20 protein-coding genes are annotated in these 21,645 nt (G+C 42.1%); 8 read left to right on the top strand and 12 right to left on the bottom strand.

The features are described from left to right. Positions 1 to 172 precede the first annotated feature (172 nt). Positions 173 to 1,969 carry a PQQ-dependent sugar dehydrogenase gene (locus tag L6773_RS00320; protein ID WP_237851838.1) on the top strand — a complete coding sequence of 599 codons (1,797 nt, stop codon included), beginning with the start codon at positions 173 to 175 and terminating at the stop codon, positions 1,967 to 1,969. Positions 1,970 to 2,128: 159 nt separating this feature from the next. On the opposite strand, the gene L6773_RS00315 is transcribed toward L6773_RS00320, so the two are convergent. Then, on the bottom strand, positions 2,129 to 2,785 hold the full coding sequence (locus tag L6773_RS00315; protein WP_237851837.1) for a CDGSH iron-sulfur domain-containing protein: 657 nt from the start codon (positions 2,783 to 2,785) through the stop codon (positions 2,129 to 2,131). A 169-nt stretch (positions 2,786 to 2,954) separates the two neighbouring features. On the opposite strand from L6773_RS00315, the gene gdhA reads away from it, so the two are divergent. Both gdhA and L6773_RS00305 read left to right on the top strand, forming a co-directional pair. Beyond that, positions 2,955 to 4,292 carry an NADP-specific glutamate dehydrogenase gene (gene gdhA, locus L6773_RS00310; RefSeq protein WP_237851836.1) on the top strand — a complete coding sequence of 446 codons (1,338 nt, stop codon included), beginning with the start codon at positions 2,955 to 2,957 and terminating at the stop codon, positions 4,290 to 4,292. A 175-nt stretch (positions 4,293 to 4,467) separates the two neighbouring features. Beyond that, on the top strand, positions 4,468 to 5,367 hold the full coding sequence (locus L6773_RS00305) for a cation diffusion facilitator family transporter (RefSeq protein ID WP_237851835.1): 900 nt from the start codon (positions 4,468 to 4,470) through the stop codon (positions 5,365 to 5,367). A 263-nt stretch (positions 5,368 to 5,630) separates the two neighbouring features. On the opposite strand, the gene L6773_RS00300 is transcribed toward L6773_RS00305, so the two are convergent. Continuing rightward, on the bottom strand, positions 5,631 to 6,017 hold the full coding sequence (locus L6773_RS00300; protein ID WP_237851834.1) for a DUF302 domain-containing protein: 387 nt from the start codon (positions 6,015 to 6,017) through the stop codon (positions 5,631 to 5,633). A gap of 153 nt (positions 6,018 to 6,170) precedes the next feature. Here L6773_RS00300 and L6773_RS00295 point away from each other — a divergent pair, with 153 nt between their 5' ends. Next, complete coding sequence (locus tag L6773_RS00295) at positions 6,171 to 6,839, top strand: hypothetical protein (RefSeq protein ID WP_237851833.1); 669 nt, start codon at positions 6,171 to 6,173, stop codon at positions 6,837 to 6,839. 105 nt (positions 6,840 to 6,944) lie between these two features. Then, positions 6,945 to 7,613, top strand: coding sequence for a hypothetical protein (locus tag L6773_RS00290; RefSeq protein WP_237851832.1), 669 nt, complete (start codon positions 6,945 to 6,947; stop codon positions 7,611 to 7,613). An 18-nt stretch (positions 7,614 to 7,631) separates the two neighbouring features. Here L6773_RS00290 and L6773_RS00285 read toward each other — a convergent pair whose 3' ends face one another. From L6773_RS00285 to L6773_RS00270, 4 genes are all read right to left on the bottom strand, one after another. Then, positions 7,632 to 7,841, bottom strand: coding sequence for an SHOCT domain-containing protein (locus tag L6773_RS00285; RefSeq protein ID WP_237851831.1), 210 nt, complete (start codon positions 7,839 to 7,841; stop codon positions 7,632 to 7,634). An 82-nt stretch (positions 7,842 to 7,923) separates the two neighbouring features. After that, the gene (locus tag L6773_RS00280; RefSeq protein WP_237851830.1) at positions 7,924 to 8,421 is read right to left on the bottom strand and encodes a DUF411 domain-containing protein; all 498 of its coding nucleotides are present in this window, start codon (positions 8,419 to 8,421) and stop codon (positions 7,924 to 7,926) included. Between the two features lie 69 nt (positions 8,422 to 8,490). Then, positions 8,491 to 9,870, bottom strand: coding sequence for an MBL fold metallo-hydrolase RNA specificity domain-containing protein (locus L6773_RS00275; RefSeq protein ID WP_237851829.1), 1,380 nt, complete (start codon positions 9,868 to 9,870; stop codon positions 8,491 to 8,493). After that, complete coding sequence (locus L6773_RS00270) at positions 9,867 to 10,718, bottom strand: restriction endonuclease (protein WP_237851828.1); 852 nt, start codon at positions 10,716 to 10,718, stop codon at positions 9,867 to 9,869. Before L6773_RS00270 ends, L6773_RS00275 begins: the two co-directional genes overlap by 4 nt. A gap of 126 nt (positions 10,719 to 10,844) precedes the next feature. Between L6773_RS00270 and L6773_RS00265 the strand changes: the two genes are divergently transcribed. From L6773_RS00265 to L6773_RS00255, 3 genes are all read left to right on the top strand, one after another. Then, positions 10,845 to 11,288, top strand: coding sequence for a hypothetical protein (locus L6773_RS00265; RefSeq protein WP_237851827.1), 444 nt, complete (start codon positions 10,845 to 10,847; stop codon positions 11,286 to 11,288). Between the two features lie 76 nt (positions 11,289 to 11,364). Further along, on the top strand, positions 11,365 to 12,168 hold the full coding sequence (locus L6773_RS00260) for a FixH family protein (RefSeq protein ID WP_237851826.1): 804 nt from the start codon (positions 11,365 to 11,367) through the stop codon (positions 12,166 to 12,168). Between the two features lie 99 nt (positions 12,169 to 12,267). Continuing rightward, positions 12,268 to 14,478 carry a TonB-dependent receptor gene (locus L6773_RS00255; RefSeq protein ID WP_237851825.1) on the top strand — a complete coding sequence of 737 codons (2,211 nt, stop codon included), beginning with the start codon at positions 12,268 to 12,270 and terminating at the stop codon, positions 14,476 to 14,478. Between the two features lie 15 nt (positions 14,479 to 14,493). Here L6773_RS00255 and L6773_RS00250 read toward each other — a convergent pair whose 3' ends face one another. From L6773_RS00250 to L6773_RS00225, 6 genes are all read right to left on the bottom strand, one after another. Beyond that, entirely contained in the window at positions 14,494 to 15,654 is a 1,161-nt protein-coding gene (locus tag L6773_RS00250) for a M20/M25/M40 family metallo-hydrolase (RefSeq protein ID WP_237851824.1), read from the bottom strand. A gap of 3 nt (positions 15,655 to 15,657) precedes the next feature. Continuing rightward, positions 15,658 to 16,263 (bottom strand): flavin reductase, encoded by a 606-nt coding sequence (locus L6773_RS00245; RefSeq protein ID WP_237851823.1) that lies wholly within the window; start codon positions 16,261 to 16,263, stop codon positions 15,658 to 15,660. 12 nt (positions 16,264 to 16,275) lie between these two features. Continuing rightward, positions 16,276 to 16,566 carry a hypothetical protein gene (locus L6773_RS00240; RefSeq protein WP_237851822.1) on the bottom strand — a complete coding sequence of 97 codons (291 nt, stop codon included), beginning with the start codon at positions 16,564 to 16,566 and terminating at the stop codon, positions 16,276 to 16,278. Further along, the gene (locus L6773_RS00235; RefSeq protein WP_237851821.1) at positions 16,535 to 18,016 is read right to left on the bottom strand and encodes a GNAT family N-acetyltransferase; all 1,482 of its coding nucleotides are present in this window, start codon (positions 18,014 to 18,016) and stop codon (positions 16,535 to 16,537) included. Before L6773_RS00235 ends, L6773_RS00240 begins: the two co-directional genes overlap by 32 nt. 166 nt (positions 18,017 to 18,182) lie before the next feature. Further along, positions 18,183 to 19,109: a sensor histidine kinase gene (locus L6773_RS00230; protein ID WP_237851820.1), complete on the bottom strand. Its 927-nt coding sequence runs from the start codon at positions 19,107 to 19,109 to the stop codon at positions 18,183 to 18,185. Positions 19,110 to 19,495: 386 nt separating this feature from the next. Beyond that, entirely contained in the window at positions 19,496 to 21,565 is a 2,070-nt protein-coding gene (locus L6773_RS00225; protein WP_237851819.1) for a copper-translocating P-type ATPase, read from the bottom strand. Positions 21,566 to 21,645 lie beyond the last annotated feature (80 nt).

The following is a 21,645-nucleotide window of genomic DNA, read 5'->3' as shown; positions in this document are numbered from 1 at the left end:
AGCGCAATCTCCAATCGTAACCAATCAGAGAGATTACCAAGTTTTTCCCCAGAAATGTTGGGAACTTCTCATTGCAAAGCCTTAGAATGACACTAAAAAATCCTATTAGAATATTTCATCGAACTTATATATTTATTAGCTAAGATACTGATGCAACTTTTTGGGGATCTATTTGAACAAACAGCTTTTACATCATAGTAGATTTTATGAGCAGATTACAATATCTGTATTTGTTGGATTGATGTTGATAGTCCTCTCTTCCTGTCAGTTTAACAAAAACCCACAACTCCCTCCCGGTGCCCCAAATGATGGTGAGCTGGATCTTCCTGTTGGTTTTGAAGCGGTAGTGGTGGCAGACAGTGTGGGACCTGCGCGTCACCTTGTAGTGAATGAGAATGGTGATATTTATGTGAAGCTTAAACGCGCATATGAAACCGGCGGAATTGCTGCACTTAGAGATACATCCGGAGATGGTAAAGCCGACATCATCAAAACATTCAGCCTGGATCAGACCCATGGTAATTACGAAACGGGAATGGAGATTCACGACGGATACCTATACTACAGTACGCAACTTTACGTATTTCGCTATCCCCTGAATCCCGACGAATTGGTTCCGGATACAACCCGGCGTGATACTATTGTGATTGATGATCATGAGCATGGCCATCATGAGCACATTGGAAAACCACTCTCTTTTGACAATGAAGGGAATCTTTTTACTGCGTATGGTGCACCTTCGGATGCATGCCAGGAGCAAAACCGAATTCCGGGAAGTCCTGGAAAAGATCCATGTCTCATTCTGGACAATCATGCGGGTATATGGAAATTTCGGGCAGACCAATTTAACCAGGTTCAGCAGGAAAGTTTAAATAGAGATGCTAATCCGGATGTTGCTCCAACCGGTATTCGATTTGCATCCGGCCTTCGAAGCATCGTTGCAATGGATTGGAATCCAGTTGATAACGAACTTTACATCGTTCAGCATGGACGTGATAATCTTCACAGCATGTGGCCTCAACTGTTTACAGCATGGGATAATGCCGTGCTGCCGGCCGAAGAGTTTGGGCGAGTAACCGAAGGTTCAAACTTCGGGTGGCCGTACTGTTTTTACGATCAGTTCCGGGAGAGAAAAGTGCTTGCACCGGAGTATGGCGGGAATGGAGATGAGGTCGGACGATGCAGCGAATTTGATAATCCGCTGGTTGGGTTTCCGGGCCACTTTGCACCGAATGATCTGAAGTTCTACCAGGGCGACCAGTTCCCCGAATACTACAGAAATGGAGCGTTTATCGCTTTTCATGGTTCGACGATTCGAAATCCCTATCCGCAGGCAGGGTATTTTGTAGCATTCATTCCCTATCAGAACGGGGAATTTTCCAAAGACTGGGACGTGTTCGCAAATGGATTTACCGGTGTAGATCCAGTGGTAAACACCAATGATTCAGAGCATCGGCCCGTGGGTTTAGCTGTGGGACCGGACGGTTCGTTGTATATCAGCGATTCCGTAGATGGGAAAATATGGCGAGTGATGTTTAAAGGTGAGAGGAGTGCATTCGGAGAAGAACAGCTCGCGAACATGAAAGTAATAAAAGAAACAGCCAGTAATATTCGATACCCCGACAAGGAGGGAGACGATCTTCAAAAAGAAGTTCCTGTTGCCGGTCAGGAGGTCTATGAGTTGTACTGTGCAGCTTGTCACCAGCGAAATGGTGAAGGTGTGGCCGGACGGTTTCCGCCGATTAAGGGATCCACAAAAATTCAGGACAGAGATTCGTTGGTAACAGTTATTTTAGCGGGTCAGAATACTCCTGATTATGAGATCCAGATGCCGCCGCATGACTTCTTAGATGATGAAGAAATTGCCGGCCTTGCATCGTATATCTTGCAGGAGTTTGGAAGTGAAGGAGATAGTATTACTTCAGATGAAGTCAATAAATTGAGAGAGTCAATACTTAGCATGGATTAACCACGGCGGCACAAAGATTTCACGGCGAGCACAACGTTGTGAACTTTGTGCTTTTGAAATAGAAAAATCCGCGAAGTTTTTATCGTTTTATCTTTCTCTCAAATCAGAAAATAAATTTCATAAAAAAATGAAACTTCGCGGATTTCTATCGTCTAAAAATTACTGCGCTTCAAACCCAATCTTTTTATGCGTGCCATCGCAAAAAGGTTTATTGGATGAGCCGCCACATCGGCAAAGCGCAATTCCTTTTGAAGATGTAAACTCGCCAATTTCCGGTGATTCCAGAGTGTATGTACCTTCAAGTAAAACCGGGCCATTTTTCATCAACTTGATGAGTAGTTTATCCTGATCTTCTTCATCCAACTCTTCCATGTTTGAGGTATTGGCACTTGTCGGGGCTGACCAGTCTAATTTTTCGTGAGAGTTGTCACAAGCGGGTTTGTTGGCAGAGGCACCACATCGACACATTGCAAACCGGGTATCTTCAAGTACGATATTTCCTTCAGCATCCTGAACTTCCAGGTCGCCGAAAAAGTAGAGAGGGCCATTTTCTTGTAATTGAATTCGATTCCTGGAGGAGGGTTTTTCGGGTTGTTCTCCACTTTTTAATTCATAATGAAGCGCACCGGATGGGCACTTTTCAATAACATCCATTATCTGATCGGCAGAAGACTCTTCAGGTTGAATCCACGGTTTCTGGTCGGGATCAAAAACATCATTGAGTCCCTTCACACACTCAGCAGCGTGGATACATCGCTTTTGGTCCCAGGTTACTTTTATTTCATCGCTCTCGTATGTAAAAATTCGTTCAAGCATCTTCTATAGAATATCTTTATTGAAGGTTTCATTTAATAATTTCTAAGAAATATATTTAAATAAGGTATTGATTTTATTTAGCTATAAACAATTTGCAAGCATAAAAACCTGACAAATTTGAATTGAAATAAATATTCTATTAAAAAGTAACCTATAAGAGTGAGGGAGTATGTATGATTTAGAGCGCGTACTACAGACGGTAAAAAAACACAATGCAGGAGAAAAGGAATTTCACCAGGCGGTGAGAGAAGTCTATGAAGATATTTTACCGTATATCGCGGACAAGCCAAGGTATGAAAAAGCAGCTATCCTGGAGAGATTGACAGAACCGGACCGAATTATACGATTTCGGGTAACATGGATGGATGACAACAAGAAGATACATGTAAACAGGGCCTGGCGGGTACAATTCAACAATAGTATCGGTCCATACAAAGGAGGGTTGCGTTTTCATCCGTCCGTAAACGCAGGTATCTTGAAATTTTTGGGATTTGAGCAGACTTTTAAGAACGCACTCACAAGTCTGCCAATTGGCGGTGCAAAAGGAGGTTCCGATTTCAATCCGAAGGGAAAAAGTGACAGTGAAATCTTCCGGTTTTGTCACAGCCTGATGGATGAGCTTCAACGGTACATCGGGGAAGATACGGATATTCCTGCAGGTGACATCGGTGTAGGTAAACGGGAGATCAGTTACCTTTTCGGACAGTATAAAAAACTAACGAATCGCTTTACAGGAACTATTACGGGCAAAGACATCAATTTTGGAGGAAGTCTTATACGGACCGAGGCCACCGGATACGGGCTCATCTATTTTGTTCAAAATATGCTTGAAGAATTTGACGATGATCTCGAAGAAAAAGAAGTTTCGATTTCCGGCAGCGGTAATGTAGCATTGTACGCATGTCAAAAAGCGATGGATTTAGGAGCGAAAGTTGTGACCTTATCTGATTCAGATGGAACGATTTATGACAAAGAGGGAATCGACAGGGAAAAATTCGAATTCGTAAAAGAATTAAAAGAAGTGAAGTACGGAAGGATCAAAGAGTATGCAGATGAATTCTCTTGCGAGTACCTGGAGGGTGAAACTCCATGGTCAATACCATGTGATATTGCATTACCATGTGCAACTCAAAATGAAGTTGATCTGTCTTCAGCAAAAACACTTTTGAAGAACGGATTGATGTTGCTTGCAGAAGGTGCCAACATGCCTTGCAGTGCGGATGCCACACGTCTGTTGAGAGATTCTGATGTACTTTATGCTCCCGGAAAAGCTTCGAATGCAGGGGGTGTAGCCGTATCAGGCCTGGAAATTTCGCAGAATGAACTGCGAATGAGTTGGTCTGCCGAGGAGGTCAATGATCGTCTCCAATCGATTATGAAAGAGATCCACAAAAAGTGTAAAGAGCACGGAGAGGATGATGATGGTAACATCGATTATATGAAAGGTGCGAACATCGCCGGGTTCAAAAAAGTAGCAGATGCCATGTTGGCTTTTGGGCCCGTTTAGGGAATAGATGTCATTCTTTGGGAGCAATAGGAACGAAAAATTTCGTGGAAATGGATAACAAATCATGAAAATTCATCCTCTTAAGAACAAAACCACCCGGTCTTAATGACAGTGTAATTAATGAAGTTTTATTTACTCCAAACATTAAAAAGAACATAAATTGGTATCTTTTCAGATGCCTCATAACCACTCACATTCACAAGATCAATCTCACACACAAACCTACGGCAAAGCCTTTGCAATAGGGATAGGCCTGAATATAGCCTATGTTGTTGTTGAGGTAACGTACGGAGTGATCATTAATTCGTCAGCACTGTTGGCGGATGCCGGCCATAACCTGAGTGATGTATTCAGCCTGGTATTTGCTTGGTTTGCGATGGCAGTTGCTCAAAAACGTCCCGCCAAAAAGTTTACATACGGACTCAGAAGAGGTACCATACTGGTCTCTATTTTTAATGCGTTGCTGCTGTTCGGTGCGGCGGGTGTGATTGGCTGGGAGGCATGGCAAAAAATTCAGAATCCTGTTGAGATTCCAGGCAGTACAATCATGATCGTCGCAGGAGTCGGCCTTGTGATCAACACAGCAACCGCTCTGCTTTTCATGAAAGGCCAAAAAGTAGATCTGAATATCAAAGGTGCGTTTTTGCATATGGCCGCCGACGCCGGAGTTTCTCTCGGTGTGGTTGTATCGGGATTGCTGATTAATGTAACCGGTGCCATGTGGATAGACCCGGTAACCAGTTTCATTATCCTATTTGTGATTGTTTACGGCACCTGGGGACTCTTCATTGATTCCATCAACCTGGCACTGGATGCTGTACCAAAAGATATAGATTATGAAGAGGTAGAGAGCTTTTTGAAAGAGCATGAAGAGGTTGAGTCCATCCATGATCTGCATATTTGGGCGATGAGTACAACCGAGAATGTGCTGTCGGTACATATCGTGCTCAAATCAGAAAAAACAGATCAGTTTCTGAGGAAGATTAAAGAAGAACTCCAAGAACATTTTAATATCCATCATTCCACGATCCAGGTGGAAGTTTCGGATTTGAAGGATAGTTTGATGGGGAATTAAAAGACATTGTATTTTTTCGTGCCTGCAACTCGCTTTGAGATGATTTTAGAGAGAGGTAAAATTTCAGAATTCTGAAATGGTAAGAAAAATACAATGTCTGAGTCTGGCAGTGTTGAAGTAACCTTTGAGTCATCCGATGAGTGTTTCACCTGAAAGACATGGTATTTTTCTTGCTGATTCAGAGATCTATATATGATTCTGACTCTGCAATAAACTCAAAATTAATCGCGAGCATGAAAAAATACCATGTCTACTCTATCTTGCTAAATCGCCTGAATAACCTTCTCCAGTTTCGATTTTACCTCACCGGCAATATCACCGAGGCTTGAATTTTGGACGGCCTGCATGGAGTCAAGTGGATTCACGGCAGAAACTTCAACAGTTCCATCTTCATGCTCCTCCACGATGACGTTGCACGGTAACATCGTACCGATTTTATCTTCTGCCTGGAGTGCTTTGTGAGCAAAGCCCGGATTACATGCACCCAGTATCTTGTACTTTTTGAAATCCACATCCAATTTCTTTTTCAGTGTTTCCTTAACGTCAATCTCTGTAAGAATACCGAATCCCTCTTTCTTGAGTTCTTCCGTGGTTTTGGTGATCGCTTCATCAAATGATCCGTTAAATTTTGTTGATACGTAATAACTCATTTTTTCTCCTTTTTTTATGATTATATATCCACAAAATATCAAATTTTTTACCGAGAAGATGGCAAAAGGAGTTCAATTTTATTGATCAACAGGATTTAGTACAATGATCAGATCTAAGTTCATATTGGTTTAAAAGAATTAAAAATTTCAAATATGCTGAACAAAATTAAACACGCCCTTAAAAAGCTTTCCAGTTGGAAGCCATCCTTTGATCCATCGAAATTTGATGATGAAATGGCACTAAAAACCGAATGGGAGCCTTTAAAAAGAGGAGGCACCAATTTCCAAACGCATAAATTGGTCGAAGTTAACTATATGCGGATCGAATTCAGATCAACAATGGGTGCTAAATTATTTAGCCTGATATTTTTCACAATTGGAGTAGGTATGCCCATTTTTTTTGGAAGAGAGATGTTGCATGAAGTGGCCGACATCTATCAGTCCGATTTTATATTCATCATTTTATTCGGGTTGATTTTTGCGACCGTTGGGGGATGGCTGTTTTACAGTTTTTCAAAACCGGTCATTTTTGATAAAACACTGGGATTCTACTGGAAAGGATGGAAGAAGCCAAAGCGATATATGGCAAAAATGGAAGAAGAGATCAGCAGCAGAATCGGAAACATTTATGCACTGCAAATTATCCCGGAGCTGGTTCGGAGTGATAATAAAAGTTATGTGAGTTATGAATTAAACCTGGTTTTGAGAGATGGTTCAAGAATGAATGTAGTAGATCACGGGAGCCCGGTAAAAATCAGAGATGATGCAAAGAAGTTGGCAGAATTCCTGGATGTTCCCGTTTGGGATGCAAGTATGGAATAATCAATTATGATTTTTAACTGAAATTGTCTTCATTAATTTTGTATCTGATTTTGATTTCTTAGCTACGTCAGTCCAAATCATCAATAATATTTAAAGAGGGTAAATATGTTCGACAAAATAAAAGAGAAGTTAGATCAGCTTGCCAAAGAATCTGCAGAAAGGATTTCACAATTTGACGATAAAGTTGCTGAAAAAACGGACTGGAGGCCTTTGAAAAGAGGAGGTAAGAATTTTGGTTCACACAGCCTAAAGGAGATAAATCCGAATCGGGTGGAATTTAAATCTTCCCCCGGTTCATTTCTGTTCAGTTCAATTTTTATGGTAGCAGGTGCTTTCCTGGCATACAGCGGGATTTCCGGTTTATCGGTACCGCTGACTCAATTATTTGAATCGAATGAATGGCTGCCTGTTCTCGCAGGAGTAGTTTTCTTTTTGATTGGCAGTATATTTTTTAAAAAATCGGTTCGCCCAATCGTGTTTGATAAAACAGATGGAATGTATTGGAAAGGCAAAAAAGCTCCTCAGGTTGATTCAAGCGTCAGTAATACTAAGAAGGATGCCGTAAGATTGAGTCAAGTTCATGCACTGCAAATTATTTCCGAAAGTGTATCAAGCAGCAACAGTAGATCTTACAGAAGTTATGAATTGAATTTGATCCTTAAGGATGCATCCCGTTTAAATGTGATTGACCATGGGAAGGCTGTTAAAGTTCGGGAGGATGCTGATAAACTATCGGCATTTTTGGGAGTTCCGGTCTGGGATTTAAGCCGGTAAGTTCAAAAGAAATTGGCCTTAATCAACCAGATGTTTCTTTTTTTCTTCGAACTCATCTTTGTCAATTTCACCCTTCGCAAATCTCTCTTTTAATATGTTTAACGCTTTACTCTCTTCGGGGTGCATATTACGCTTTACAAAATATCGAATAATGAAAATTGCAATCAGTATAAGAATTGCCCACCAGGTAAAAGTAATCCATCCGTCAACGCCATTTACCCAATGCATATTCAGAAATTGATTTAATTTTAAAAGATTCTGATTCAGCTACTTACAGAACAAATAATATAAGTTGAGCGATCAGTTTTATTTAGTTGTGGGTGTTGTAAACGGAGATATTTTCTGAATCAAAAAGAACGGTTTGATATTCTTCGTCTGAAGGCATATCCATTCCCGGTGAGTTGATCGGCATACCGGGGACCGAAAGGCCAATAGCATCAGGGCGTTCGTCCAGAAGTCTTACAATATCTTCCACCGGCACATGTCCTTCAATTACGTATCCATCAACAACGGCTGTATGGCAGGAACTTAATTGGTTCGGTACACCGTGATCTCTTTTGGTGCCGTACACATTCATGGTCTCTTCCATCGTAACTTCTACTCCATGCTCCTCTAAATATTCAGCCCATTTCACACAACATCCGCAGGTTGGACTGTGATACATGGTAAGTGAGATACCCTCGGCGTTCACAGTTTCAGTTTCAGAAAAAGGTAGTGCAAAGGACTTTCCCTGGAACATGTAGATCCAGAAAAAGGAACTGGCTATGATAAAAACGGCAACCAACGAGTAAAATATTTTATTGCTCATAAAAAAAATGGTATAAGTATGAAGTAAGTATTGAATATGTAAAGAAAATATCTGTTTTAATAAACACAATCACCCGATAGTGACTGTATCTACCTCAAACAGATCCGGGATGTGAACATTCCACCCGTAACGATCTTTTATTTTTAACCGAAGCATGTCCAGAGCTTGCGGTTCACCGTGCACAAGATACACATTTTCGGGTGATTCGCTGATATCGGAAACCCATTTCAACAGCTCCGATTGATCGGCATGCCCCGAAAGGCCTTCGAGATATTCTATACGTGCTTTAACCGGAAAATATTTTCCGTAAAATTTAATCTCTTTAAGACCGTCAAGAAGATGTCGTCCGCGAGTACCTTCAGCCTGGTATCCGGCAAGTAGTACGGTTGTCTCGGGTCGATCGATATACTGTTCGAGGTATGTAAGCACACGGCCACCGGTTACCATTCCGCTTCCGGCAATAATTATTTTCGACTGCGGATCATCAATGATTTCCCATGTTTCTTTAAAAGATTTCGTAACCCGGACCTGGTTGCACATCTCTGAACACTCTGCTGAACTCAGTTTATGCCAACTTGTGTGTTTTTGAAACAGGTCAAGAACATTTGCTCCCATGGGACTGTCGAGAATAATAGGAATGGATTCGGGGATTTTATTCTGAACACGAAGTTGCCACAACATGTAAAGCAGCAGTTGAGCCCGCTCCACTGCAAAACTCGGGATGATAATGGTTCCCTTGTTGTCATACGTTTCAAGAATAACCTTTTGCATTTCATCCAGTGTTGATTTATCCGGGTGAAGCCGATCGCCATAAGTGCTCTCTAAAAACAGAATATGCGCTTTTTCCGGCTTTTTGGGTTCTCGAAGGAGTGGATCTGAGGGTCGCCCGACATCCCCGGAAAAGACAAACCGTTTTCCTAAAAGATCCAGCTCCAGGTAGGCGGCTCCAAGTATGTGACCGTTATATTGAAACCGTAACCGAATATGATCACTGACCTGGACCCAAATACCTTCATCTTTAGCCTCAAATAGCGGAAGAGTCTTCTCAACATGTCTCAGCGTGTAAAGAGGCTTGGCGGGGTGATGCTTTGAGAAGTGCTCCTTATTTGCTTTTTCAGCATCTTCCTCCTGGATTTTGGCACTGTCTTCCAGGATAATTTTAGTGATATCAATCGTCGGAGAAGTTGCCCAAATAGGGCCTTTGTATCCCATTTTAACAAGGTTCGGCAAGAAACCGGAGTGATCCAAATGACCGTGAGTTAGAACAACAAGATCAATATCGGACAGATGGATCGGAAGATGGCTCCAGTTCAGCTGCCGAATTTTTTTGATCCCCTGGAATAATCCGCAATCAATGAGGATATTTTTATCAGATGATTCAATAAGAAATTTACTTCCGGTTACCGTACCGGCAGCCCCGAGGAAATGGATGTTTATTGATTCACTCATAGATTGTTCTCCTGATTGCAGATGGCGCGAGCTTCTTTTAAGATTTGATTCTTCTTTCGAGAATCGATCCCAATCTTATCCAGCATCTCGGTGTGATCCAGTAATTGAGAACAAAGCACGATATCAGCATCCAAAAGATGTTTTTTCTCCATTTTATCCATGGATGACAAACATGTTACCGGATGCAGTTTCGCCCTGCTGATAAGATCTTTCAACCCGTTATTCTTTGGATAATCCCAGCTCAGTAGCTTCAATCCAATACACTCGGCGTATTGCTCCGCATCTTTTGTAAACCGGGTATTGGTAACGACCCACCCTTTGTGAACTTTATTTTTATGGCCCGGCAGGCTTGTCCATTTTCTTTTTACATCTAAAAATCGAGATTGAATGTAGAGGGGAATTTTCACATCACAGGTATGTCCTTTACGGTTGTGAAATTTGCACTCAATCATAAAATGTTCGTTGTCTTTTTGAGCAATAACATCAATTTCATGGGAGACACAATCGCCTTCAACAATGATCCCATTTTCTGTCTTGTATTCCTGGTGATTCAGAAGTTCTGCGATAAATTTTTCGAACGGGAATCCGGTTGGCCCAAGTTCAAGAATAGCATCTTTCAGTTTATAGCGGCCAGCCAGTCTCTTAGAATCCTCTTTAAGCAGATCAAAGGCTTCACGATAAATTTTTTGCGTGGAAATGCCGTCATGGAGTAACTGATGAATAGACTCAACGATTCGATCGACGGTATCCCCGTGGGCACCGGCGCTTCTGAGTGATCTTCTGAGTTTATGCTCATCGAAAAGTTCCTGCTCTCCTGAAGCTTTTGTTACCCGAATATTTGATTTCATAGTAGAATATTATTTGCAGCTTATATTTAAAAATAAGGAAAATGAGCAGATATTAGTCTTTTCTATTCATGGCTACAGGTTTTGTGAATTAAAATATTTTTCACAATTAAGTGTTAAATTACCTGAATGAATGCGGATCGAACATACTATAAGCTAACCAGCATTCTGGTGATAACTGTAATGATTTGGAACATTGCAGGATGGCTTGGTTTGGGTTTAACGATGAATCACTCACACAACCAGGATGAAGGTACTCACTGCGAGATCTCATTTTGTTATTGTGAGGTGGAAGAAGGGGAAAAAACTTGTACCTGTCACCATAATGGGATGGCTTCTCACGGTGATCATCATGGAGAAAGTTCACAGAGTGATGCATGCTATTTTTCATCTCCGCATTCAACTGAAAATTCATCAACAGAGGCGCTGATCGCCCTGAATAAAATTCAGGCCGCCTGTTACGAAAAGGAGTCAACTCCTGTCCCACAAAAAGAAGATATGACGTTTAGTTTATTTTCTGATCACCCTTTGAAAGGAACAGATTCTGATCTGTTTCGCCCGCCCCGCGTTTAGCACTGTTTTAGGATTTACGATGGATCGTTGAGATCAGCGATCTGATAATTAAAACATTGCTAAACATTCCATTATTATGAGATTATCTATATCTATGGGCCGTATGATGGCCATGGCAGCTTTGGTATTGGCTGTCGCTTCTTGCAATACCAACAATTCCAATTCGGAACTGGATTTAATTCCCGTGAATTCAGTCACAGTACAGGAGTATACAGTATCACTCTTTGCCGAAAAAGAACCTGAAACGGGATTCAATATGCTCTATTGGCAGATTGAGAAAGACGGAGACCGAATAGAACCTCAACAATTTTCTATTACGCCGATGATGGACATGGGGGAGATGATGCACTCCACTCCGTATACAGAACCGCAAACAGCTGAAGAAGACGACCGATATCTCAAAAATATGGTTGTATTTATCATGCCCGGCGGGGCAATGGGCAGTTGGTCTGTGCCATTCGAGATTCGAACACAGGATGACCAGTTAATTACCGGAGAGCTTCCCATTAATGTAGATTCATCGTGGAAGCTTACCAGTGTTCGAAGCGAATCCGATAAGATCTATTTCATCACCTGGTATTCACCTCAAAATCCGGTTAGCGGGAATAATGAGCTCGCATTTATGGTCCATACACGCGAGTCGATGATGAGCTTCCCGCCTGTCTCAGATGCTGAACTTTTAGTCTATCCATACATGGATATGGGCGGCGGCAGCGGACATTCCACCGATTTTACAAATCCGGTAGCCACGGGTAACGGGATGTACGAAGGCGATATCAACTATAGTATGAGCGGGGTTTGGACAACTTCGGTTGAGTTAACAGTGAATGGAGAAACCCTGCCCGAAGTAGTTTTTGAATACAGTGTCCAGGCAAAATAAACTCTTGTTCATCTATTGGGAGGTCTGCTTTATGAATGATAAAAGGTTGGCAGATCTCCCATTAAAATGACAAATAGAAAAGTATATCATCTTGTCAATATGAAGAATTTAATATCGCTGGTGATCATAATTTTGATCACAATAAGTAATGTTTTAGGACAGCAACAAATACAGATTGTGGATGAAGAGAGTCAGTCCCCTATTCCGGGCGCTCATATTTTAGATTCAACCGGTGAGGTCATATCCATAACGGACAGAGACGGTACTTTCAAAATAGAACCGAATCATCAACAAATAATAATAACTGCAGTTGGTTACGAAAACCGAAGCATTTCTCTCGATTCCTCTGTCCATTTAATTGCATTGAGGCCGGCGGTTTTTCACCAAACCACAGAACTGTTGGTTGTTGGAAATGAAGACCGGAACGATGTGCGATCCTATCAAAACCAGAAACCAATACAAAGTATGGACCGGTTCCTGGAAAACATAGACGGGCTATCTATGACAAAGCGTGGAGCCTTTGGCTGGGAACCGGTAATCCGGGGTCAAAGTGATCAGCGAATGAATCTTGTAATCGATGGAATGCAGGTTTTTAAAGCCTGTGTGGATAAAATGGATCCCATCACCTCTTATGTAGAGATGAACAACTTATCGCGTTTGAAAATTGATAAAAGCGGAGCGGGTGTTGCTGAAAACGGAACGGGCAACAGTACGGTAAATCTAATCACTCAAAAAGCGGGGCCTGAGCGATTGACGATGGACCTGAGCAGCGGATTGAGGTTGCCGGATAACTTACGCACAATTCAGATGAGCGGAAATGTTGCAGATAAGCCGGGCCGGAATAGCATTCGGTTTTCAGGAAGCTATAAAAAGGCGGATGACTTCGAAGCCGGCAACAATCAAACCGTAGAGAATACACAATATGAAAAGTTTAATTTGAACCTGAACTACCGGCATACATTTGCTTCAAATCACTCTGTCGAATTGAACTACATCACGGATAAAGCCTATGATGTTGGTTACCCGGCGCTGCTGATGGACGCCACAAAAGCCCTTGCCGATATTGGTCAGTTGAAGTTTAATTTTGCGCCAACCAGTCAACATTTTCGGTTTAAATCTGTAATGCTGTATGCAAATGCTATCCGGCATACGATGGACGATTATGAACGAGATGTTGCCAACCGGACCGTTATGCGCGGGATGTATATGCCGATGTACGGAACCACTACAACATTTGGAACAAAATTGGCGGGTTCTGCAACCGTTCAGTCCCATTCCTTCGACTGGTTTGTGGATGGATTCACATCCGAAGCGTACGGCGATATGCTGATGCAGAGCCTGGATTCATCCATCGAAGATATGATGATTTATAACCTGGATGAGGTCCGGACAAACAACGTGGGGATTGGGTTCAGGCACCGGTTCAATCTATCCGATTCAGTACTTTTAAAGATAGAGGAGAATCTTCGATATAAGAGTTTGAATACGCTCAGTGAAACTCATCAGTCCTTTTTTGAGGGGTTGTATGACCGGGAGCTTTCTGCACGTCAACGTATACTGCCATCTGTTTCAGGAAATCTGCTTTGGATGATTGACGACCGGTGGAGTACAGGTGCAAGCGTGGTTTACTCCGAGCGGATGGGGAATCATATGGAGTTATTTGGCCATTATATCTACAATTATACCGACGGTTATTTTTATGATGGAAATCCCTGGTTAAAAACGGAGAGATCAATAAACACGGATTTTAATATTACCAAAGAGTCAGGAAATCAATCCTTTTCTCTGTCCCTGTTTTACAAACAATATTTTAATTATATCGATGGGATTTTGTCTGATGATCTGAGTAATAACGACTTTCGCTTTAAACGCTATGCGAATGTTGGTGATGCGGTATTGATGGGTGGAGAATTTCGAAGTATCCATACATTGAGCAGGTCGTTTAGACTCGAAAATAGATTTTCATATACCTATGCCCAAAATCAAACACTCGATGAACCGTTGCCGTTAATTCCACCATTGAGGGGATTCAGTACCCTTCACTTTCATGCAGGAACATTTCGAGTGATGACGGATTTAGAGTGGGCGGCCCGCCAGGAAAGGATTGCACAGATCTCATCCAATGAAGATGCAACCAATGCTTATGCCGTAGTAAATATAAGTGTTGAAAAAGGCTGGGCTGATGATTCCATACAAACCGTTCTGCAAATGAACAATATTACGAACGAGTTTTACCATACGCATACAAGCATCGGAAATATCTACGAAGCCGGGCGGAGTATGATGCTTTCTGTGCGGGTGAAAATTTGAAATTTATGATGAATACTACTCTAATTCGGGGAGCAGCAACAGGTGAATTAAAAGCGCCGTACGTTCCAGTGTTTTGTCGAGGAAGATTTTTTCGGTTGGGCTGTGGGCACCATCCCCCACAGCTCCCAAACCGTCAAGCGTAGCGGTAAACTGGCTTGTGTAGCTACCGTCAGATCCGCCTCCTGAAATGCCCTCTGTAAGTTTGAGATCTAATCTCTTTCCAATTCTTAGTGCTTCTTTCCAGAGTTTCCTGTTTCTCTGATTACGTACCAAGGGAGGTCGCTTAAAGCCTCCCGAAATATTTAATTTGACACCGGGTGTGGTGGGTTCAATTTCCAAGATCTTTTGTTTGATGCGTTTTGCGTCTTTTTTTGTCAATACCCGAACATCTACAGCTGCACTGCTTTCACCGGCCACCACATTTGTATTCGTACCTCCACCGATTTTACCCACATTTACTGAGATTCCATTTTCCGGATCATTGAGTTCATTTAGTTTTTGAATGAGGTAGGAGAGCTCCACGATGGCACTTCTTCCCTTTTCAGGTTCAATTCCCGCATGAGAGGAAACCCCCTTAATCTCTATATCGAAATGACCCACTCCTTTTCTGCGTGTTTTAAGTTTTCCGTCGGGATCAAGCGATGGTTCCAGTACATATGCCCTGTTCATTGTCCGCGCCAGGTTTTTTATTCTGTAAACAGACTCACGGCTACCGGTTTCCTCGTCCGAGTTGATGAAAAGAACAGGATGAACAGTTGGCTCCAAATCAAGATCCTTCATAATTTTAAGTGCCAAAATCATCATGCTTATACCCGCCTTCATATCATAAATACCGGGACCTGTAAAAACATTACCCTCATTGTTAAAAGGCATTTTTTCCAGTGTACCCTCCGGCCAAACCGTATCAATATGTCCAAGCAGTAATTGATATACACTTCCATGATCAGCATCAGGCCGTGAAAGAATTTGTCCTCCGCTTTTCTTACTTGGATAGTGATTTGTTGTATAATCCAGGGATTCAAGTTCCTTCTGAATTCGATCAAAGAGCTTTTCATGTGATGATATATCTCCCGGTGGAGTTTCAATATTTACCAGCTCTTCGAGAAGCGTCAGGAACTCCTGTTCACGTGAGAGGCATTCATTTAGTATGGTTTCGGTTTCTGCTTTCGGAATCATGGGTCATTTCTTAAAGTCTTTCGGAAACGGAAATGCCTGTGTCTCGTCAATGACGGCATAACGGCCGGGGGCGATATAGGCCAGCTGCGGGTGGTTGTAAATTGTTTCATTATCAGAATGCGATGGATTTTTAATCACATCACTCCAGGCCCTGGCTGCAACAATTTCGGCAAGTATCAGGCTGTTTTCACCAAAGCCATCTACAAATTTCTTTAATTTGCATTCCAGGAAAACATACCCGTCTTCAATAAAATGGCCATCAATTTCAGAGGCCGGAAATGTTTTGATGGGTTTCAAATCGGGCTTGGTTCCGTCATCACAACGCGGGGATGCTGTTAAACTGGTGATGACAACCTGGTCGGGCTTTGGGTAGGTTACAGTAAACACCCCGGTTTCTTTGATGTTTTGATAGGTTTGATGTTTTGGGGTACAAACAAATCCAAAATAGTTTTTCCAGCCCAGCGGAAACGCCATATGTTTGGGGGCAAAATTCTGAGATGAATCCCTTCCAACCGTTCCAACGATGACCAAAGGATGAACCGTAAAGATCTGTTCCCAAACCGGGAAATCAAGGTTAAGTGAGGTTAAAATCGATTTGTTTTCTTCCATAGAATGCGGGGGTTAAGGTTCTACTATCTCGTCGAGTTCCCAAATTCTGTGAAGGCCAAGCGTTTGCAGAAGCTCAAAAAAGATTTTTGGAGGATTCTTCAAACGAACAACTACCCGGGGATTTCCTTGCATAAGTTTATGAAGAAAAATGATCGCCTTGCTATTCACGAATCTGGCATTTTTCAAATTGATGAAAAGTTCACTTCCATCACCGAGCAGGTCAGATATTTTTCTCACAGCTTTGAGATTAAAATCACCAGTCAGTTCTACTTCAAGCTTCTGACTGGTTTTTTTGTAGTTCATTGTATTCATCTTGAATCACTTTTTTTAGTTTCCCTGCTACTTCAGAATAAGTTTGAATCTCGTTGAAGTTTACATCTTTAAAAAAACGCTGCATCCGAAGGTAATCCTCCTCCTGGTGGAAAAAGGGTACAAGACCGGCGAGAATAAACCCATGATCTTTGAGCCAGGTAATCGCAGAATCTATATATGGATCATCCAAAGGAAGGTCTATATAGAGAGATGTCAGCGTTAATTCTTCTGTACTTTTCAGCATTCTCATACAGCTTCCCACGAAAGTGGAGCCATAAGTTTTAACTGTAATCAGTGCCGATTGACTTTCGTAATTAATTGACAAGTTCATATCTGTCTTCTCAGACTTACTGCCGGCGGGTTTTTGTTTCACAGAGCTTTCATCCTGTTCTTCAAACTGATTATATATTTCAGAGAAAAGTTCGGCGTAGTCTTTCGGCAAACAGGGAGGGCGCTGCCATTGCTTTGTCAGAGGCAAAAAGTCCAGGATTACACTTACCATGTCCAGATGACTCTTTTCCATTCCCTTTAAGGTCCTCTTGCCGGTTTTCGAGATGATCAGTGCTGTGCTCTTAAAACCGTACCTGCTGTTTACCTTTTGGCTAAATAGATGGTTGGTCATTGCCATGCCAAAGAGCCCCGACAAACCCCCCGAACGGCTCATTTCTATCAAATGAAGCATCATTTTTTTCATCAATCCGCGGTTACGATGTCGTGGTGAAACCACTGCCTCGGTTACTTCCCCGATCATTGAGTCGGTACTCTTTACGACGGCAAAATATCCGACAGGTCTTCCAGATTGAGTACGCACAATCGTACCATATTTGTACTCATTGTAAATGGCTGTTTCAAGGCGACGTGGAAAATAAAGATCTTCTTTTGGGTAGCTGTAGCTATATGACCGATAAATCAGTTTTGCAATATCTTCGGCATCCTCACTTGTAATCGGAGTGACTAGATAGTTGTGTTCAGACTCGGGATCTTCATCTTTTTCAAAATCATATTCGTTCGGAACAAGGTCTAGAATGTGTGGAAAACTATACTTTTGAACGAGCCTGTATTCTTTACCGTCTTTTCCACGGTTTAAGAAAAGAAAGTGATCTGTCATTTTTTGAACCGTTTCAAGGGATGCCCCCTTAAAGTCGCCTTCGATCAACGCTTTTTCTCTGTTGTAAGTATGTCTTTCCGGATCAAACGGCTCCCCTTTTTCCTGGATGATAATCTCTATTTCAGATGGTGTATATTGGTACCAGATTTCTACATACCCTTTTTCATCTTTAAATGCGTAGAGTACAATATCTGTCAGAATCTCATCCACAGATAGAGCCATTCTTGCAGCGCTGTGCTCATCAAATCCCATATTTACACACCATTTGTATGTAAAATCAGTTACTGTACCAATCATCTCCAATTTAGATTCCAGCAAGAGGTGTGCTTCCATCGTTAGAATCCCATTAATTCTTAAAATGGAATATTATACGTTTTCGGAAGAAAGAGCTATAGGAAAGAACCTGCGGCAGAAGTGGAGTTTATTCCTACAAGACAGAGCTTTGCAATGAATCAATTCTAAAGATTTGAGAAATTTTGCTTCCTATAATAAAGTTCAATTATCCAAATTTCTTATTGACTCGGTCGGGAATGGGAATTTTAATGATAATCTTTGTGCCTTCATTTAATTTTGAGTCAATCCACATTTTGCCATCCAGTTCTTTAACAAAAAAGTAGGCTTTTGTAAGTCCGAATCCGCCACCCATGGTACGCACATTATCTTTTACGTTACTTCCACGAACCCCAAATTCAACAACATTTGAAATTTCATCCTCCGGGATTCCATAACCATTATCTTCAACTACAAACTTAAAGGCCTGGTTTTTTTGCGAGATGCCGATGTTTATTTCACCGCCGGGAGGTGTGTATTTCCTGGCATTGGCAATCAGGTCTCGAATCACGTCTTTCAATATGAGCGGCAGATAGATCCTGTTATCTTTAGCGTCGCTGTTGACAGCAAAATGGACCAGATAGTCTGTCTCTTTTTGCTCAGCAATATTGTAGGTTATTTTATATCTGCCCTTACTGTTTTTCTCCATCGCGTAGAAAAACTTCTTAAAATCGCCGACAAAACTTTTTGAGTTAAAGGAATCCCAGGTCCCGGGACTCTCCCACCTGTGCAAAAGTTCCATCATTCTTACATCAAACACGTTAAAAATGTTGGTCAGGTTCTCTTTGTGTTCAGAAAAGGAGGGTCTACTATTATGTGGATAGTTTCGACTCTCCAACTCATCCAAAGCCGAAAATACTGCTTTTCTAAACTCCCTGAGTGATTCGAGTGTTAAACCCCGCTTGTCTTTTGATGAGCAAGAATCAGCAAGAGTATTACTCATATCAATTACAGGTTCAATCAAGTCCTGATTTTCTGTTTCCATCTGGATGAGTCGCAACTGCCCCGAAATTACGGATAGAATATTGATGACGGAGTGCATCTCGAGGCTGGCAATTTGCTCGGATGTAACTGATAGCTCGCTGGTAATTTCCAAAACGCCAATGGTAGTATGAAGGTTCTGATATTCTTAAAAATTAAGATTCGCCCACTCTAATTCCTAATTCAAATACGTTGGAATAGTCTATGTAAGTTGATTTATTCTGTCCAATAAACCTATACAGTTCACAGATAGAAGTTAGGTTAAAACTATTCACTAAATCTTATTTACTCTTCTTCAAGAATCGTGCATTAACCTCCACAAAAACTGTATTAAGTACTATTTGAATGGTACGGTTAAAGAACAAATTCCGGGTAATTATCCCTTGAAATAATTTCAAACTCGGCATTTTCGTACGTGTCTATGAATCCCCCAATTATTTTGAATTGAAGGATTTGTATTTCCTTAATTTGTACTAATTAGGGGAGTGAGGGTCTCTTGATTTACTTCTCCATCTTCAAAAACCGAGCATTTACTGCGACAATTACCGTACTTAACGACATCAACACGGCTCCCACGGCCGGACTCAAAATGATTCCCCAGCTATATAAAACACCGGCTGCAAGCGGAATCGTAATGACGTTATAACCGGTCGCCCAGGCCAGGTTTTGAATCATTTTGTTGTAGGTAGCTCCCGACAGTTTGATGAGGTTGACAACATCTTCAGGGTTGTCTTTAACCAATACTATATCTCCGGTTTCAACGGCTACATCTGAACCGGCACCTATGGCGATTCCAACATCAGCCTGAGCAAGGGCGGGGGCGTCATTCACACCGTCGCCCGTCATGGCAACACGTTTTCCCTGACCTTGAACTTCTTTTACTTTATCCGCTTTTTCATCGGGCAGGACTTCCGCGAACACCTGGTCGATATTCAGTTCTTTGGCAACATAATCGGCAGTTTGTTGGTTATCGCCGGTTAACATAACGCATTCAAGTCCCATTTCATGCAAGGTTTTGATCGCATTACGGGATGATTCCCGAATTTTATCTCCCAATGCCACAGCCCCGCAAAGTTTATCTTCAATAATCACAAATACTACTGTTTTGCCTTGTGACGATATTTCCTCAACTTTCTTTTTCGGATAGTCCATTTCAGCTTCGCGAATGTAACCCGGACTCACCACCTTCACATTTTTTCCATCTACAACGCCTTCAATCCCTTTTCCGGTGATGGAATTAAATTCATCCACATCCAACGTGTTTTCAGCTCTTTCTAAAATACCTTTGGCGATGGGATGCTCCGAATTGGTTTCGAGGGATGCGGCGTAGGTTAAGATCTCGTCATCAGAAAATTGATCGTTGAAATTGAGAACATCCGTAACTGAAAACGTGCCCTCGGTAAGCGTTCCGGTTTTATCAAAGATGACGGCCTGCAGATTTCGCGACTGTTCGAATGCGGCACGGTTCCGGATCAGGAATCCATTGGTTGCGGCCAAACTTGTGGAGACAGAAACGACCAGCGGAATAGCCAATCCAAGTGCGTGCGGACATGTAATCACCATCACCGTAACGGTTCGGTTCATGATAAAACTGATATCCTGTCCGGTAAAAAATGCCCATCCTGCAAAGGTTAATGCTCCGGCAGAAATCGCAATAATCGTCAGCCAGAAAGCGGCCTGATTCGCAAGATCCTGAGTTTTGGATTTACTTTCCTGGGCTTGCCTCACAAGATCAACCACCTGAGAGAGAAATGATTCATCACCGGTTTTCTTAATCTCAATCGTAAGCGAACCTTTACCATTGACCGACCCGCCGATTACTTCATCATCTTTAGATTTATTGACCGGTTTGGATTCACCCGTAAGCATCGCCTCATTCACGCTGGATTCACCTTTAACAACAGTTCCATCCGCAGGAATTTTTTCTCCCGGTTTAATGAGTACTTTGTCACCTTTTTTCAATTGTTCCAGGGGTACATCTTCGGTGGATCCATCCTCTTTCACACGATGTGCTTCCCCGGGCAAAAGTTCTGCCAACTCCTCAAGAGCAGCAGAAGCACTCAATACAGATCGCATCTCCACCCAATGTCCCAGCAGCATGATTCCAACCAGGGTAGACAGCTCCCAATAGAGCAGATGGCCATCAAACCCAAAGACCACAGCTGTACTATATACATAGGCTACCGTGATCGCCAGGCCGATGAGCGTCATCATACCGGGTTGTTTTTCCTTAAGCTCGTCAACAAGGCCTGTTAAGAACGGCCAGCCACCAAAGAAAAAGACTACAGTTGAAAGTGCGGCAAGAATCCAGGAATCATTGGTAAACCGCCAGTCAACTCCCATAAATTCCTGGATCATTGGGGAGAGGGCGAGAATGGGAATAGTTAGCGCCAGAACCCACCAAAACCGGAATTTAAAATCCTCCACCATCATTTTATGATGCTCACGATGTGAATGGCCTTCCTGGCCCCCGTGATTGTGGTTATGAGAACCGTCTGACCGCTTGGAGTGGTTTGACGGCTTACCATTGTTTTGGCTATGGTTGTGATGTTCATTATGATCTTGGTTCATGAGACTCCCCTTATTAAAGTTTTAGGATTTTTGTATTCCTTTCTCATTCGTTTTGAATACTCTTAGTATTAGGATGGTGA

Origin of the sequence: Rhodohalobacter sulfatireducens (assembly GCF_022012475.1) — a bacterium.
GTDB lineage: Bacteria > Bacteroidota > Rhodothermia > Balneolales > Balneolaceae > Rhodohalobacter > Rhodohalobacter sulfatireducens.
Note: the sequence above shows the minus strand (reverse complement) of the source record. Positions and strands in the feature narration are given on the sequence as shown.